Origin of the sequence: Arthrobacter sp. SO3, assembly GCF_020532825.1 — a bacterium.
Classification (GTDB): domain Bacteria; phylum Actinomycetota; class Actinomycetes; order Actinomycetales; family Micrococcaceae; genus Arthrobacter.
In genome coordinates, this window is record NZ_MQTS01000157.1 from 14,263 (window position 1) to 29,391 (window position 15,129).

General features: G+C 67.5%; 14 protein-coding genes and 1 riboswitch. Of the genes, 11 read left to right on the forward strand and 3 right to left on the reverse strand.

The genetic code is table 11. From position 1 onward, the window contains the following. Window positions 1-4: 4 nt before the first annotated feature. The 6 genes from BJQ90_RS14610 (at window position 5) to BJQ90_RS14635 (ending at window position 8,516) form a co-directional block, all read left to right on the forward strand. Window positions 5-544 (forward strand): TetR/AcrR family transcriptional regulator, encoded by a 540-nt coding sequence (locus BJQ90_RS14610; RefSeq protein ID WP_226760965.1) that lies wholly within the window; start codon window positions 5-7, stop codon window positions 542-544. A 197-nt stretch (window positions 545-741) separates the two neighbouring features. Continuing rightward, a riboswitch (glycine riboswitch) is annotated at window positions 742-840 on the forward strand. A 157-nt stretch (window positions 841-997) separates the two neighbouring features. Then, window positions 998-3,910 (forward strand): aminomethyl-transferring glycine dehydrogenase, encoded by a 2,913-nt coding sequence (gene gcvP / locus BJQ90_RS14615; RefSeq protein ID WP_264197302.1) that lies wholly within the window; start codon window positions 998-1,000, stop codon window positions 3,908-3,910. Window positions 3,911-3,922: 12 nt separating this feature from the next. After that, entirely contained in the window at window positions 3,923-5,086 is a 1,164-nt protein-coding gene (gcvT, locus tag BJQ90_RS14620; RefSeq protein WP_226760967.1) for a glycine cleavage system aminomethyltransferase GcvT, read from the forward strand. Window positions 5,087-5,205: 119 nt separating this feature from the next. Continuing rightward, on the forward strand, window positions 5,206-5,589 hold the full coding sequence (gcvH, locus tag BJQ90_RS14625) for a glycine cleavage system protein GcvH (protein ID WP_226760968.1): 384 nt from the start codon (window positions 5,206-5,208) through the stop codon (window positions 5,587-5,589). Beyond that, a complete protein-coding gene (glyA, locus tag BJQ90_RS14630; RefSeq protein WP_319004642.1) occupies window positions 5,586-6,908 on the forward strand; it encodes a serine hydroxymethyltransferase in 1,323 nt (440 codons plus the stop codon). The genes gcvH and glyA overlap by 4 nt, the downstream gene beginning before the upstream one ends. Before the next feature lie 186 nt (window positions 6,909-7,094). After that, window positions 7,095-8,516: an L-serine ammonia-lyase gene (locus tag BJQ90_RS14635; protein ID WP_226760969.1), complete on the forward strand. Its 1,422-nt coding sequence runs from the start codon at window positions 7,095-7,097 to the stop codon at window positions 8,514-8,516. A gap of 1 nt (window position 8,517) precedes the next feature. On the opposite strand, the gene BJQ90_RS14640 is transcribed toward BJQ90_RS14635, so the two are convergent. Continuing rightward, window positions 8,518-9,072, reverse strand: a complete 555-nt coding sequence (locus tag BJQ90_RS14640; RefSeq protein ID WP_413463690.1) for a TspO/MBR family protein — start codon at window positions 9,070-9,072, stop codon at window positions 8,518-8,520. Window positions 9,073-9,187: 115 nt separating this feature from the next. Here BJQ90_RS14640 and BJQ90_RS14645 point away from each other — a divergent pair, with 115 nt between their 5' ends. Next, on the forward strand, window positions 9,188-10,261 hold the full coding sequence (locus BJQ90_RS14645) for a lipid II:glycine glycyltransferase FemX (protein ID WP_226760970.1): 1,074 nt from the start codon (window positions 9,188-9,190) through the stop codon (window positions 10,259-10,261). A 31-nt stretch (window positions 10,262-10,292) separates the two neighbouring features. Next, on the forward strand, window positions 10,293-11,789 hold the full coding sequence (locus BJQ90_RS14650; protein ID WP_226760971.1) for a threonine/serine ThrE exporter family protein: 1,497 nt from the start codon (window positions 10,293-10,295) through the stop codon (window positions 11,787-11,789). A gap of 26 nt (window positions 11,790-11,815) precedes the next feature. On the opposite strand, the gene BJQ90_RS14655 is transcribed toward BJQ90_RS14650, so the two are convergent. Further along, entirely contained in the window at window positions 11,816-12,655 is an 840-nt protein-coding gene (locus tag BJQ90_RS14655) for a siderophore-interacting protein (protein ID WP_226760972.1), read from the reverse strand. Window positions 12,656-12,706: 51 nt separating this feature from the next. Beyond that, window positions 12,707-13,501: a uracil-DNA glycosylase gene (locus BJQ90_RS14660; RefSeq protein ID WP_226760973.1), complete on the reverse strand. Its 795-nt coding sequence runs from the start codon at window positions 13,499-13,501 to the stop codon at window positions 12,707-12,709. 85 nt (window positions 13,502-13,586) lie between these two features. On the opposite strand from BJQ90_RS14660, the gene BJQ90_RS14665 reads away from it, so the two are divergent. The 3 genes from BJQ90_RS14665 to BJQ90_RS14675 all read left to right on the forward strand — a co-directional run bounded on the left by BJQ90_RS14665 (window position 13,587) and on the right by BJQ90_RS14675 (window position 15,015). Then, on the forward strand, window positions 13,587-13,904 hold the full coding sequence (locus BJQ90_RS14665; RefSeq protein ID WP_226760974.1) for a DUF3263 domain-containing protein: 318 nt from the start codon (window positions 13,587-13,589) through the stop codon (window positions 13,902-13,904). A 78-nt stretch (window positions 13,905-13,982) separates the two neighbouring features. Then, entirely contained in the window at window positions 13,983-14,633 is a 651-nt protein-coding gene (locus tag BJQ90_RS14670; protein ID WP_226760975.1) for a LytR C-terminal domain-containing protein, read from the forward strand. 175 nt (window positions 14,634-14,808) lie between these two features. Next, window positions 14,809-15,015 (forward strand): cold-shock protein, encoded by a 207-nt coding sequence (locus BJQ90_RS14675; RefSeq protein WP_226760976.1) that lies wholly within the window; start codon window positions 14,809-14,811, stop codon window positions 15,013-15,015. Window positions 15,016-15,129: the final 114 nt, after the last annotated feature.

Consider the following 15,129-nt stretch of genomic DNA (forward strand, 5'->3'; position numbering starts at 1 on the left):
AACCATGGCCAGAAAACCCGTCGCCCGTGAGGCCGTCCTCGACGCGTTCGAGTCCCTGCTGATCGAAGAGGGCGAGCGTGCCGCGACGCTGGATGCGGTCGCCAGGCTGGCCGGGGTCTCCAAAGGCGGGCTGCTCTACCACTTCCCCAACAAGGAATCGATGATTTCGGTCCTGCTGGAACGGCTGGACCGGCTGCTCGCCGATGACGTCGCTGCCATGGCCGCCGCTCCGGAGGGTGCGGCCGCGTACTTCATCAAGTCCTCTGTCTGGGCGGACACCCCGCTGGACCGGGCCTTCGTCGCCGCCACCCGGCTGGCCGAAGTGGCTCACCAGGAAACCCTGCGGAGAATGGCCGCCGCCCAGGCGAGTTGGCTGGAACTGCTGGCCGCCGACGTCGGGCCCGCCATGGCCAAGCCCGTCCTCTACATGGGGGACGGGCTGTACTTCAACGCCATGCTGGCACGCGGCCCGGGCGGCCCGCTCCCGGAAGTCGGCCCCGACGTCGAAAGCCTGCTCACCGCACTGGGGCGGCTCCGCGGCTGACCCGGCGGCACTCCGCCCCGCCCGGCCAACGTGCCCCGCCCGGCTGCCGCGCCACGCCGCAGCTTTGCCGCGAATTCGCGTCCGACGAACGGGCTTGAGGTTAACGCGCGCCACAGCGGGGTCACTAGTTTGCGGACGCAGGCCGGACATAGGACAATGGATGCTGTGACTGTTGTCACCCCAACTTAATATGCCTTTGATCTGCGGCGGGAGAGTTCTGCAAGTAGGTACAAGCAGGCGCCGTAGGAGCAAATCCTCCCCAGGAATCTCTCAGGCCCACGTACCGCCGCGGCAAGGCAACTCTGGAAAGTAGCAGGCTGTCCCCGGACATGCTGTGCTCACCGACGGTGCAAGCGGAGCCATGCGAGAGCAAGGCAGTGCGGAAACTCTCAGGTCCAATACAGAGCGGGGAGGAACCCGAATCAATGCGGCGTACCCTGCGCCGCCTTAGTTATGGAGTTCCTTGTGACTGTTACCTCAGCCTCCACGTCCTTCGTTGACCGGCATATTGGCGCCCGTCGACGGGCCGACGTCGACGCCATGTTGAAGGCTGTCGGCTATGACACCGTCGATGCGCTCGTGGACACTGCCGTCCCGAAGGACATCCGGCAGGATTCCCCGCTGCAGCTCACCGAGGCCCTCAGCGAAGTCGAGGTCCTCTCCGAGCTGCGCAAGCTGGCCGCCAAGAACAAGACCGCGGTCCAGATGATCGGGCAGGGCTACTACGACACCCTCACCCCGGCCGTCATCCGCCGCAACATCCTCGAGGCCCCCGCCTGGTACACCGCCTACACGCCGTACCAGCCCGAAATCTCCCAGGGCCGGCTCGAGGCACTGCTGAACTTCCAGACCATGGTCCAGGACCTCGTTGGCCTGCCCATCGCGAACGCCTCCCTGCTGGACGAAGCCACCGCTGTCGCCGAGGCCGTGCTGATGATGCGCCGGGCCAACAAGAACAAGGCCGCCCATGACGGCAAGACCGTCCTCGACGCCGACCTGCTGCCGCAGACCATCGCGATCGTCAAGGGCCGCGCCGAGGCGCTCGGCTTCGAGGTCGAGGTCGCCGACCTGTCCAAGGGGCTTCCCGACGGCGTCATCAACGGCATCGTGCTGCAGCAGCCCGGCGTCTCCGGCCGCGTGTTCGACCACGCCGCGGTGATCGCCGACGCCAAGGAACGCGGCGCCCTCGTCACCGTCGCCGCGGACCTGCTGTCCCTGACCCTCATCACCCCTCCGGGCGAGCAGGGCGCCGACATCGCCGTCGGCTCCACCCAGCGCCTGGGCGTGCCGCTGTTCTTCGGCGGCCCGCACGCCGCGTACATGGCCGTCCAGAAGGGCCTCGAACGCTCCATGCCCGGCCGTCTTGTCGGCGTCTCCAAGGACAACGCCGGTGTCCCGGCCTACCGCCTGGCCCTGCAGACCCGCGAGCAGCACATCCGCCGCGAGAAGGCCACGTCCAACATCTGCACCGCACAGGCCCTGCTGGCGATCGTGTCCTCCTTCTACGCCGTCTACCACGGCCCGGACGGCCTGAAGGCCATCGCGGAGACCACCCACGGCCACGCGAGGACCCTCGCCGCCTCGCTGAAGGCCGCTGGCCTGGACGTGCTGCACACCAGCTTCTTCGACACCATCACCGTCTCGGTGCCCGGCAAGGCAGCGGAGATCATCGCCGCCGCCGAGGCCAAGGGCATCAACCTGCGCACCATCGACGCGGACACCGTGGGCGTCTCCACGGATGAAGCCACGACGGCGGCCATCGTCGCCGAGGTCATCGCCGCCTTCGGCGCCAGCATCACCGACGCAGCATCGGGCTCAACGGAAGGGTTCGCTTTGGACCCCGCCGTCGAGCGCACGTCGGACTACCTCCAGCACCCGGTGTTCAACACCCACCGCTCCGAGACCCAGCTGCTGCGTTACATCCGCCGCCTGTCGGACCGCGACCTGGCGTTGGACCGGACCATGATCCCGCTGGGCTCCTGCACCATGAAGCTCAACGCCACAGCCGAGATGGAAGCCATCTCGTGGCCGGAGTTCGCCTCCATCCACCCCTTCGCCCCCGAATCCCAGACCGCCGGCTGGCGAGAACTGATCGAGGACCTCGAAGCCCAGCTGACCGAGATCACCGGATACGACCAGGTGTCCATCCAGCCGAACGCCGGATCCCAGGGCGAACTCGCCGGCCTGCTGGCAATCCGCGGCTACCACCTCTCCCGCGGCGACGCCCAGCGCAAAGTCTGCCTGATCCCGGCCTCGGCGCACGGCACCAACGCCGCCTCCGCCGTGCTGGCCGGCATGAAAGTCGTCGTCGTGGCCACCGCCGCGGACGGCACGATCGACCACGCGGACCTGCAGGCCAAGATCGAGCTGCACAAGGACGCACTGTCCGCCATCATGATCACCTACCCCTCCACCCACGGCGTGTACGACGCCGACGTCCGCGAGGTCTGCGACTCCGTGCACGCCGCCGGCGGCCAGGTCTACGTCGACGGCGCCAACCTCAACGCGCTCGTGGGACTGGCCCAGCCGGGCCAGTTCGGCGGCGACGTCTCCCACCTGAACCTGCACAAGACCTTCTGCATCCCGCACGGCGGCGGCGGACCCGGCGTCGGCCCGGTCGCGGCCAAGGCCCACCTGGCACCCTTCATGCCCGGCGATGCCAACAACGCCGCTCCGTCCAACGGCGAAAGCGGCACGCCGATCTCGGCGTCGCGCTACGGCTCCGCCGGTGTCCTGCCGATCTCCTGGGCCTACGTGAAACTGATGGGCGGCCAGGGACTGACCGAGGCCACGAAGTCCGCGCTGCTCGCGGCGAACTACATCGCCTCCCGCCTGAACGAGTTCTTCCCGGTGCTCTACACCGGCGAGGGCGGGCTCGTGGCGCACGAGTGCATCCTGGACCTGCGCGAACTCACGGCCAAGACCGGCGTCACCGCGGAAGACGTGGCCAAGCGCCTGATCGATTACGGCTTCCACGCACCCACCCTCGCGTTCCCGGTGGCCGGGACCCTGATGGTCGAGCCCACCGAGTCCGAGGACCTTGGCGAGATCGACCGCTTCATCGACGCGATGATCTCCATCCGCGCCGAAATCGACCAGGTGGCCCACGGCGACTTCACCGTCGAGCACAGCCCGCTGCGCAACGCACCGCACACCGCGGCCGCCGTCATCAGCACCGACTGGGCGCGGGAGTACCCGCGCGAGCAGGCTGTCTTCCCGGTCCACCACCTCAAGCAGGACAAGTACTTCCCGCCGGTCGGCCGGATCGACGGTGCGGCCGGCGACCGCAACCTGATCTGCTCCTGCCCTCCCCTCGAATCCTTCGAAGAAGACACAGCAGTTCACACCGACGACTCTGCCAACTAAGGACAGCCAACGATGACTGAGAACTACACGGCCCTCCACGAAGAGCACAAGAAGCTCGGCGCCTCCTTCACGGACTTCGGCGGCTGGCAGATGCCGCTCAAATACAGTTCCGAACTGGCCGAGCACCACGCGGTCCGCAAGTCCGCGGGCCTCTACGACCTGTCCCACATGGGTGAAGTCTGGGTCACCGGTCCCGACGCCGCAGCCTTCCTGGACTACGCACTGGTCGGCAAGATCTCCGCGATGGCGGTCGGCAAGGCCAAGTACTCGCTGATCTGCAACGAGGACGGCGGCATCATCGATGACCTCATCACCTACCGCCGTCCGGCGGGGGCCGACGGCACGGACAAATTCCTCGTGGTCCCCAACGCCGGCAACGCAAAGGTTGTCGCCGCGGCGCTGGCCGGGCGTGCGGTGTCCGGCAGGGAGGGAGGCTTCGACGTCACCGTCGAGGACGCCTCCGCCGACACCTCGCTGATCGCCGTGCAGGGCCCCAAGGCGCAGGAGATCCTCCTGCGCCTGGTCCCGGCCGCGCAGCACGAGCTCGTCACCGGCCTGAAGTACTACGCCGCCGTCGACGTCCCCTTGATGTTCGGCGGCACCAGCCGGGAGCTGCTGCTGGCCCGCACCGGCTACACCGGTGAGGACGGCTTCGAGATCTTCGTCGCCAACGACGCCGCCGCCGCCCTCTGGCAGGCGCTGGTCGCGATCGCCGAAGACGGCGAGCTGACGCCCGCCGGACTCGCGTCCCGCGACTCGCTTCGGCTTGAGGCAGGCATGCCGCTCTACGGCAACGAGCTCTCCCTCGACGGCGACCCGTTCGCTGCCGGGCTGGGTCCGGTCGTGGCGCTCTCCAAGGAAGGCGACTTCGTCGGCAGGGTGGCCCTCGCCGCCAAGAAGGAAGCCGGCGCCGGATCCACCGCCGGGCGCAAGCTCGTCGGGCTCAAGGGCCTCGGGCGCCGGGCCGGCCGCGGCCACTACCCGGTCCTCAAGGACGGCAACACCGTCGGCGAAGTCACCTCCGGCCAGCCCAGCCCCACCCTGGGCTACCCGGTCGCGATGGCCTACGTCGACGTCGAGTTCACCGGACCCGGCACCACCCTGGACATTGACCTCCGCGGCAAGACCGAACCCTTCGAAGTTGTCGCACTTCCGTTTTACAAGCGCCAAAAGTAGCCCGGCGGCCCCGCCCCGGACCTGCCCCGGACCCGGTGCCGTTGCCGGCTCCGCGGCCAGTTTGTAACCCTGCCCCAATAGATTCAGCCCCAAGACCACTCCAAGACTTAGGAAAAAACATGGCTAAAGTTGCCCCTGAACTGCAGTACTCCGACGAGCACGAGTGGGTTGCGCGGGAAGCCGGGAACCTTGTGTCCATCGGCATCTCGGCCGTCGCCACGGATGCGCTGGGCGACATCGTCTATGTGGACCTGCCTGAGGTCGGCGCCACGGTGACCGCGGGGGAGACCTGCGGCGAGGTCGAGTCCACCAAGTCCGTCTCCGACCTGTACGCCCCCGTCACGGGCGAGGTCACCGAGATCAACCCGGCCGTCGTCGATGACCCCGCGCTGATCAACAGCGACCCGTACGGTGCCGGCTGGCTCTTTAAGGTCGCCGCCGAGTCCGACGGGCCGCTGCTCTCGGCCCAGGAGTACGCATCCAAGAACGGCGGCGAACTGTGAGCGCGGCCGGGGCAACCACCAGCTTCCAGCAGGTTATCTCCGCATCCCTGGACGCGGACCTGTCCGCCCTGGACCCGGAGATCGCCGCAAAGATCGACGACGAGCTCACCCGCCAGCGCGACGGCCTGGAGATGATCGCCTCGGAGAACCACACCGCCAGGGCCGTGATGCAGGCGCAGGGTTCGGTGCTGACGAACAAGTACGCCGAGGGCTACCCGGGCAAGCGCTACTACGGCGGCTGCGAGCACGTTGACGTGATCGAACAGCTCGCGATCGACCGGGTCAAGGCCCTGTTCGGCGCCGAATACGCCAACGTCCAGCCGCACTCCGGCGCGCAGGCCAACGCCTCCGTGATGCACGCCCTGATCCGCCCGGGGGACACCATCATGGGCCTGAACCTGGCGCACGGCGGCCACCTCACCCACGGCATGAAGATCAACTTCTCCGGCCGGCTCTACAACGTCATCCCGTACCAGGTCCGCGAGGATGACCACCGGATCGACATGGCAGAGGTCGAACGCCTCGCCCAGGAGCACAAGCCGCAGCTGATCGTCGCCGGCTGGTCCGCGTACGCCCGGCAGCTGGACTTCGCCGAGTTCCGCCGGATCGCCGATTCCGTGGGCGCCTACCTGATGGTGGACATGGCCCACTTCGCCGGGCTTGTAGCCGCCGGGCTGCACCCCTCACCGGTGCCGCACGCCCACGTCACCACTTCCACCACGCACAAGACCCTCGCCGGTCCGCGCGGCGGCATCATCCTGAGCAACGACGCCGACATCGCCAAGAAGATCAACTCCGCCGTGTTCCCCGGCCAGCAGGGCGGCCCGCTGGAGCACGTGATCGCCGGCAAGGCCGTGGCCTTCAAGATCGCCGCGTCCCCGGAGTTCAAGGAACGCCAGGAGCGGGTCCTCGCCGGCGCCCGGATCCTCGCCGAGCGTCTGGTCCAGCCGGACGTCACCGCCAAGGGCATCAACGTGATCTCCGGCGGCACCGACGTGCACCTCGTCCTGGTGGACCTGCGCAACTGCGAGCTCAACGGCCAGGAAGCCGAGGACCGCCTCGCGGAAATCGACATCACCGTGAACCGCAACGCCGTGCCCTTCGACCCGCGCCCGCCGATGGTCACCTCCGGCCTCCGGATCGGCACCCCCGCCCTGGCCACCCGTGGCTTCGGCGAGGCGGCGTTCGCCGAGGTCGCGGACATCATCGCGGAGGCACTGACCGCCGACGCCGGCGCGGACCTCTCCGGTCTGCGCCACCGGGTGGAGGCCCTCGCCGCCGCCCACCCGCTCTACCCCTCGGTTGCCAACCTCGCCTAAGGGCCGTATCACAGGTAGTAGAAGCAGTACAGATCACGACGCCGGGCCGCCGCCACAAGCTGCCGCTCGGCGTCGTGCATCCGGCGGGACCGCCGCCGACCGGCGGCCGCACCGCCTTCCGGCGGCCGCACCGCCTTCCGGCAGGACCATCTGCCGGGCCACAGTTTGAGCTAGTTAGGAACAACAATGGCTGTTGGAGTCTTTGACCTTTTTTCCATTGGGATAGGGCCCTCCAGTTCGCACACCGTGGGCCCGATGCGGGCTGCGGCGGTGTTCGCCGGGGAGCTCCAGATGTCCGGTGTGCTGGAGCGGGTGGCGTCGCTGCGCGTGGACCTGTACGGGTCCCTCGCCGCGACCGGTCACGGCCACGGCACCATGACCGCGATCCTGCTCGGCCTGGAAGGTTTCCATCCGGAGCTGATCCTCCCGGAGGAAGTGGAGGAACGCCTCGCCACGATCGCCGAAACCGGCACCCTGCAGCTCGGCGGGGAAGGGACAGGCGTGGCGCTGCCGTACGGGGTGCAGGACATGGTCCTGCGCCCGCTGACCATCCTTCCGCGGCACACCAACGGCATGACGTTCACCGTGTCCGGCGCCGACGGCGCAGTCCTGCACGAGGCGACGTTCTTCTCGGTCGGCGGCGGCTTCATCGTCCGCGAGGGCGAGGAGGACGCGGCGCTGAAGGAACTCGACGAATCCAAGAAGGAACTGCCCCTGCCCTTCCGCACCGCCGCGGAACTGCTGGGCCGCTGCCAGTCCAAGGGTCTCTCGATCGGGGAGATCATGTTCGTCAACGAGCGTGCCTCCCGCACTGAGGCGCAGATCCGCGAGGGGCTCCTGCACATTTACTCCGTGATGGAATCCTGTGTCCAGGTCAGCCTGAAGCGCGTGGGGCTGCTGCCCGGCGGGCTCAAGGTCCGCCGCCGGGCGCCCGACTGGCACGAACGCCTCATGAAAGAAACCCTGGATCAGGACCCCGACTTCCGGGACCCGAAGTACTGGCAGGAATGGGTGAACCTGATCGCCCTGGCCGTGAATGAGGAAAACGCCTCGGGCGGCCGGGTGGTCACAGCCCCCACCAACGGCGCCGCCGGCATCATCCCGGCTGTGCTCTACTATGCCCTGCACTTCGCCCCCGGCATGGACAAAGCCACCCAGGCCGACCGCGACGAGACGATCGTCAAGTTCCTGCTGACCGCCGCAGCCATCGGGGTGCTCTACAAGGAACAGGCCTCGATTTCCGGCGCCGAGGTCGGCTGCCAGGGCGAGGTCGGCTCGGCGTCGTCGATGGCCGCGGCCGGGCTGGCGGAAGTCATGGGCGGCACACCCCAGCAGGTCGAGAACGCCGCGGAAATCGCGATGGAACACAACCTTGGACTGACCTGCGACCCGATCGGCGGGCTCGTGCAGATTCCCTGCATCGAACGCAACGCGATCGCCGCGGCCAAGGCCATCAACGCCGCCAAGATGGCCCTGTGGGGCGACGGCACCCACCGGGTCTCCCTCGACGAGGTCATCGTCACCATGCGCGAAACCGGCAAGGACATGAGCTCCAAATACAAGGAAACCGCCATGGGCGGCCTCGCCGTGAACGTCGTCGAATGCTGACTCAGTTGTTGAGTGCCATCCAGAGGTTCAGCGACGAGGCGAACACGATCCAGGTGAGGTAGGGCAGCAACAGCAGCCCGGCGGTGCGGCTGATCGGTCCGAAATACAGCACGGTGACGCCCACAGCGACCGCCAGGGCCACGATGATCGCGAAAGCGATCCACAAAGCGGGCGTGCCGAGCGCCGGGTAGAGGCCGAAGAAGACCGGCGTCCACAGCAGGTTCAGCACGAGCTGGACTGCGTAAGCGGTGAGGGCGGGCCGAGTCGCCTCTGCCCGCTTGCGCCAGACCAGCCAGGCGGCCACGGCCATCGCGGTGTAGAGCACGCTCCAGACCGGCCCGAACAGCCAGTTCGGCGGCGACCAGGGAGCCTTGTCCGCGGTGGCATACCAGCCGTTAACGTTGTTGGCGGTGGCGAGTCCGCCCAGCCCCGCAACCAGCGCAGAGGCCGCGAGAAAGGCCAGCAGCCCCAGCAGCTGGGGGCCCATCGCACGCTGCCCGGCCGCGCTCCGCGGGCGTCCGGACCCTGCGGTCAACGATTGCTGATCAGACGGCATGCTTCCAGCGTAGCCGCTCCTCCCCGGCCGGGAGCGGGGGGCCGGGCAGATAGACTTGAACCTGCATGTCCGCATGCCGCCGACGCTCGTACCGCAATGATTGGATGCCGCACCCTTGCGTGAATTCACCGCCCGTTTTGCCTCTGCCGAAGAGATCGCCAACTGGGACGCCCACGTCACCGCGAACCCCAATGGCGGCAATCTCCTGCAGTCGGAGGCCTTCGCCGAGGTCAAGCAGCACTTTGGCTGGAAGCCCCTGCACCTTGTCTACGAGACGGCCGACTACACGAGCTACAACCTCATCCTGGAGAAGTCCTTCCCGCTGCTGGGGAAGCTCTGGTACCTGATCAAGGGTCCGGATGTGGCTGCTGTTGAGGACATCCCCGGCATCGCCGCGGCCAACGCCGAGTTCGTGAAGCGGGCACGGCTCGGAGTCTTCGCCATCAAAATTGAGCCGGACATCGTGCTGTCCGATGAGGCCAGGCGCGTGATCGAAGGCGCCGGCCTGGTCAAAACCCACAACCTCCAGCCCAACGATTCAACGGCACTGCTGGACATCTCCCCGGAAGAGAACCAGCTGCTGCGCAACCTGCACTCCCGCGGCCGCAACGCGGTCCGCCGCGCCATCCGCGAAGGGGTGGAGGTCCACAACATGGAACCCACCGAAGAGAACTTCCGCGCCATGTACGCGTTGATGAACAACACCGTGGAAGCCAAGTCCCAGGTCCGGGTCCGCGAATACGAGTACTACCGCCAGTTCTGGACCAACTTCATCAGCCGCGGCCAGGGGCGCCTGCTCTTCGTCTACGAAAACGAAGTTCCGTCGGTTGGCGCCTTCGTCATCAACTACGGCCGCAAAGCGACCTACAAGGACGGCGGCTCGCTGCAGAAACGAAACCAGTACGGTGACTCCCACCTGGTGCAGTGGACGGCGATCAACCAGCTCCAGGAACTCGGCTGCACCGAATACGACTTCTGCGGCACGCCGCCGAGCGACCAGCTCAAGGACACGTCCAACCCGTTCCACGGCCTGGGCCTGTTCAAGACCAGCTTCAGCAAGACCGTGACCGACTTTGTCGGCTGCTACGACCAGGTGCTGAGCCCGCTGAAGTACAAGGCCTGGATGGCCGCCGGGGAACGCGTTGCCCGCCAGCTCTACACCCGCCGAACCGGCCAGCAGTTCTACTAGACCGGCAGCCACAGAAATCGAAAACGCACGAATGACAACGCCACCCGACGGCCGCCGCAGGCCGCAAACCGACGGACTGCCCAAGACCGAGCCGATGTCGGCCACGCAGGTGCGCCAAAACGCCGCTGCCAAACGGATGCTGCGCCGTTTGGTGCAGGGCGAGAACCCGCCCACCGCGCCGATGAGCATCGTGGACCGTCTCGCGGGCAGCCCCTACGCCAACCCGATGATCCAGGTGGGCGGGGTGGACACCTCCGCGCGCAAGACCATCGACTTCGCGCTGCACCTGGCCGAGTCCATGTTCCGATACGGCGCCGGCGCCCTCGAAGTGGAAACCAGCATCATCGCCATCACGGCCGCGCTGGGCCTGAAGAACATCGAAGTGGACATCACCAACCAGTCCGTGGCCATCAACTACGCCCCCAAGGACCAGACGCCCATCACACTGCTCCGTGTCGTGCGGTCCTGGACCAATAACTACGCGGGCCTGGCCAAGGTGCACCAGCTGGTCACGGACATCGTCGCCGGCGGGATCGGACGCGAGGAGGCTGTGCGCCAGCTCGAGGAAATCACGCACAGTTCAAAGCCCTTCCCACGCTGGATGGTCACGGTGGCGTTCGGGGTTTTCTCCGCCGTCTTTGTCGGTGTGCTCGGTGGCGGCCCCGGAGCCTCAGCCGTGGCTTTCCTCTCCAACCTGCTGGTCAGCCTGCTGGCCCGAAAGCTGTCGCGCTGGCGCACCCCGGACTTCTTCGTCACCGCCGCGTGTTCCTTCCTGGTCACCTTCATCGCCCTGCTCTTATGGCGTTTCGGCGGCTTAATAGGAATCCAGATACCTCCCGCCATCGTGGTGGTCGGTGGCATCCTGCTGCTGCTGCCGACCGGACGGCTCGTCTCCTCGGTGCAGGATGCGATCAACGGCTTCCCGGTCACGGCGGCCGGCCGGTTCGTCTCCACCATGCTGACCTTCGGCGCGCTCGTCGCCGGGATAGCCGTCGGCTTCGTGGTCGGGGACATGATCGGCATGGAGTCGATCGACGTCACCGAAACATTCCCGCCGGCGTATCCGTGGTGGGCCGTGGGCATCATGATTGCCATCGCCGTCGCCGCGATCGGGATCACCGAACAGACCAGTTGGACGCTGCTGCTCCCCACCGCGGCTGTCGGCGTCATCGGCTACCTGGTGCTCATCGGCGGTGACGCGCTGGGCATTGGGCCGCGGTTCGCACCGGCCCTGGCCGCCGTGGTGATCGGTCTGCTGGCCCGTGTGGTGGCCCTGCGGATGGGCGCTCCGCAGCTGGTGGTTGCAGTTCCCGCCGCGCTGATCCTACTCCCCGGACTCACCATATTCCGGTCCATGTATGTATTGACGATTGAGGAATCCGAGATCCTCATGGGCGCCGGCGGGATGCTCAACGCCGGGGCCATCGTGCTGGGGGTCGCGGCCGGCATCGTCCTCGGTGACACGCTAGCCCGTCCCCTGACTCGCGGCCTCGCCAGCAACGAACGACGGCGGGCGCGGCGCCGCTAGCTCGTGGGCCTTTGGCTCGTGCGCCGTTAGATCGTCCCGATCGGGAGCTTCTTCTCGGCCTGGAAATCGTCCTCCACGCGGCCCTTCGCCCAGTATCCGGACAGGGAGACCTGGGAGCGCTCCAGCCCCCGCTGTGCGTAAAGCACCTCCCGGAGGCCCTTCATGTAGCCACGCTCGCCGTGGGCAAAGACCTGCACGCGGCCGTCCGGCCAGGAGGCCTCGCGCACTGCAGTGACCAGCAACTCGCCGTCCCCGGCCGGCACCCCGCCGCGGAAGATCCAGCGCAGCTCCACACCGGCCGGCGCGGCGATGCCCTGGATGTCGGCGGCGCCGTCCACCTCGAGGAATGCCAGGCCACGGGCTTCCGCGGGCAAGGATTCGATCGCGGCGCCGATGGCTGGCAGCGCGGACTCGTCGCCCGCAAACAGGTACCAGTCCGCAGCCGGATCCGGGTTGTAGCCGCCCCCAGGGCCGGTGAAGATCAGGATGTCGCCGGGTTGGGCGGACGCGGCCCAGGGTCCTGCGAGGCCTTGGTCGCCGTGGATCACGAAGTCGATGGCAAGCTCTGCCGCTGCCTCGTCGACCCAGCGGACGGTGTAGGTCCGGGTGTGCGGCCACTGATCCCGCGGCATGGACTCGCGGATCTCCCAGAGATCCAGCGGCTCCCGGTAGCCGACACCGGGCTGGGGGAACACGATCTTGACGTACCGGTCCACGAAGGCGTTGTTGACGTAGCCGGCGAAGCCCGGGCCGCCGGCAACGATCCGGACCATATGCGGCGAGAGCTGCTCGCGGCGCAGCACCGTGAGGTTGGTCTGCGGGCGTGATTTCCGGGTGGCCGAGGTGGCGGCGGGAACTGAGGTCATGGAGCTAAGCCTAGCCAATAAGCCCGGGCGGGACCCCGACTGTGAAGCCAGCTAGGGAAGCGGCGGCAGTTCCCAATCCACTGTGCCGTTCCCCTGCTCCCGGAGCAGGGCATTGGCGTGGCTGAACGGCCGGGAGCCGAAGAACCCGCGCGCGGCCGACAGCGGACTCGGATGGGCGCTGCGGATCACCGGCGTGGAACCCAGCAACGGCTGGACGGCCCCGGCATCCTTGCCCCACAGGATTGCCACCAGCGGCGCGGGGGTGCCGTCGGCTCTGACGCGGTCCGCCACGGCGCTGATCGCCGCCGCCGTTATGGCCTCCCATCCCTTGTTCCGGTGCGAGCCGGCCGCCCCTGCCCGGACGCTGAGGACCCTGTTGAGCAGCAGTACCCCCTGGTCAGCCCAGCGGCTGAGGTCCCCGTGGACCCGCGGCGGAAGACCCAGATCGGCGTCGAGTTCCTTGTAGATGTTCACGAGGCTGCGCGGAATGGGCCGCGTGGCGCCGTCCACGGCGAAGGACAGCCCGACGGCATGGCCGGGCGTCGGATAGGGGTCCTGGCCCACTATCAGTATCCTGACTGCGGACAGCGGCTGCCGGAACGCCCGGAGGACGTTCGACGGCGGCGGCAGGATCGCGTGGCCCTCCGCGACTTCCCTGCCCAGGAACGCCAGGACATCGCGAAGCTGCCGTTCCACCGGAACCAGCGCCTCGGCCCAGTCCGGGGCCACAAGTTCATGCAACGGCCGCAGCGCCAGCTCAGCGAAGCCAACTGCTTCGGCCGGTGAGGGCTCCAGCTCGAACAGGGCATCGGAATCAGGCGGGTCGGAGGTATGCACAGGGCCCATTCTCGCAGGGTGGCAAATGACAACCCTGTTATTCGCCCGTAACATGGGGGAAGACTTTTCAGCCGATCCAGCCAGGGAGTGTGTCGTGGCCGAACAAGCGCAAGAACACCTTTCCACGGCGGAATCAGTTTCCGCCGGGACGAGCCCCGAGTCGCCGCTGGGTAGCCGGGACCAGCAAATGCTGGCGCTGGAACGGCAGTGGTGGAAGTACGCCGGAGCCAAGGAACAGGCCATCCGGGAGCTCTTCGACCTCTCCGCGACGCACTACTACCAGATCCTCAACGCCCTCATCGACACCGAGGATGCGCTGGCCCAAGATCCCATGTTGGTGAAGAGATTGCGTAGACTACGTACGTCACGCCAACGTGCGCGCACCGCCCGCCGCTTGGGCTCAGACGCGTAAAGCACAACCGGACGCGCGGATTCCCGCGCGGATGCCGGCGTAGGCAATCGTCAAAAATGCAAGGACGTCGTTTTTACCATGACCAAATACGCTCGGGATGAATTTGATCGGGTCCCGGAGACCTCCACACGTCAGGGTGTCCACCGCGCAGTCGCCGAATCCCGGCGCCGGCGCCGTCTGGGTCCCATCCTGGCCGTTGGTGCGGCAGCCCTGGCCGTCGGCCTCGTGGCCTTCCTGTTCCTGCCGAAGCTCGGGATCTCCTCGGCCGGAAACACCCAGGCGGTATCGGCCGAGCAGGGCGGCAGCAGCGCCGCCGCATCTTCCGCCCCGACAGCCTCGAGCCCCGCAGTCTCCAGCCCGGCGTCGGCCAGCCCGACAGCAAGCCCCGCGTCGGCCAGCCCGGCAGCCAGCGAGACGCCAGCCGCGGCCGCCACCCCCGCCGCGGCCGCCGCTGTCGACAAGACACAGCCCGTGGCGGTCTTCAACGCCACCTCAACCTCGGGCCTGGCGAACCGGGTAGGCGGGACCGTCACCACCGCCGGCTGGACGGTAGGCTCGACCGGAAACTGGGGCGGCGTGCCCCAGCAGCGCTCGGTCGTTTTCTACAGCGGCGCTGCGCAAAAGGGTAACGCCGAAGCCCTCGGAAAACTCCTGGGCATTCCGACGGTGGTTGACTCGGCCGAATTCGAGCTGCCGCTGGTCGTAGTGCTGGCGCCGGGCTTCCAGTAATCCCTCCCTGTTACGCCTGAATAACTATTAGCCGCCCGACCCGTAAGCGACCTGCACTTCGGCCGGGGGCTGTGGGTACAGTATTTTGCGGACTGCGTGTGCATTCTGCGTTTTGCAGTCCGCGGCGCACACCGTGGTGGGCCGCCCCGTAAGCCGACTGAAAGTGTGGACACCAATGGCATTGGGAACCGTCAAATGGTTCAACGCCGAAAAGGGCTACGGCTTCATCACCGTGGACGATTCCGGGGCGGACGTTTTTGTGCACTGGTCGGCCATCGCGGGGGAGGGCTACCGGGCCCTGGACGAGGGCCAGCGGGTGGAACTCGAAGTCGGCGAGGGCGAAAAGGGCCCGCAGGCCGAAAGCGTCCGGCCCGCCCCGTGACCTTTGCCGCCGCCGCGTCGCCGGCCTCTGCCAAAAACGACGCCGCCGGAAAGGACCCTGCCGCAACGGACCCTGCCGCAACGAACCCTGCCGCAACGAACCCTGCCGAGAAGT

Coding starts and splice junctions, on each gene's coding strand:
- BJQ90_RS14670 (WP_226760975.1), top strand. CDS start 13,983: ATGACCAAATACGCTCGGGATGAATTTGATCGGGTCCCGGAGACCTCC.
- BJQ90_RS14650 (WP_226760971.1), top strand. CDS start 10,293: ATGACAACGCCACCCGACGGCCGCCGCAGGCCGCAAACCGACGGACTG.
- gcvH (WP_226760968.1), top strand. CDS start 5,206: ATGGCTAAAGTTGCCCCTGAACTGCAGTACTCCGACGAGCACGAGTGG.
- BJQ90_RS14660 (WP_226760973.1), bottom strand. CDS start 13,501: ATGGGCCCTGTGCATACCTCCGACCCGCCTGATTCCGATGCCCTGTTC.
- BJQ90_RS14640 (WP_413463690.1), bottom strand. CDS start 9,072: ATGCCGTCTGATCAGCAATCGTTGACCGCAGGGTCCGGACGCCCGCGG.
- gcvT (WP_226760967.1), top strand. CDS start 3,923: ATGACTGAGAACTACACGGCCCTCCACGAAGAGCACAAGAAGCTCGGC.
- BJQ90_RS14610 (WP_226760965.1), top strand. CDS start 5: ATGGCCAGAAAACCCGTCGCCCGTGAGGCCGTCCTCGACGCGTTCGAG.
- gcvP (WP_264197302.1), top strand. CDS start 998: ATGGAGTTCCTTGTGACTGTTACCTCAGCCTCCACGTCCTTCGTTGAC.
- BJQ90_RS14675 (WP_226760976.1), top strand. CDS start 14,809: ATGGCATTGGGAACCGTCAAATGGTTCAACGCCGAAAAGGGCTACGGC.
- BJQ90_RS14655 (WP_226760972.1), bottom strand. CDS start 12,655: ATGACCTCAGTTCCCGCCGCCACCTCGGCCACCCGGAAATCACGCCCG.
- BJQ90_RS14635 (WP_226760969.1), top strand. CDS start 7,095: ATGGCTGTTGGAGTCTTTGACCTTTTTTCCATTGGGATAGGGCCCTCC.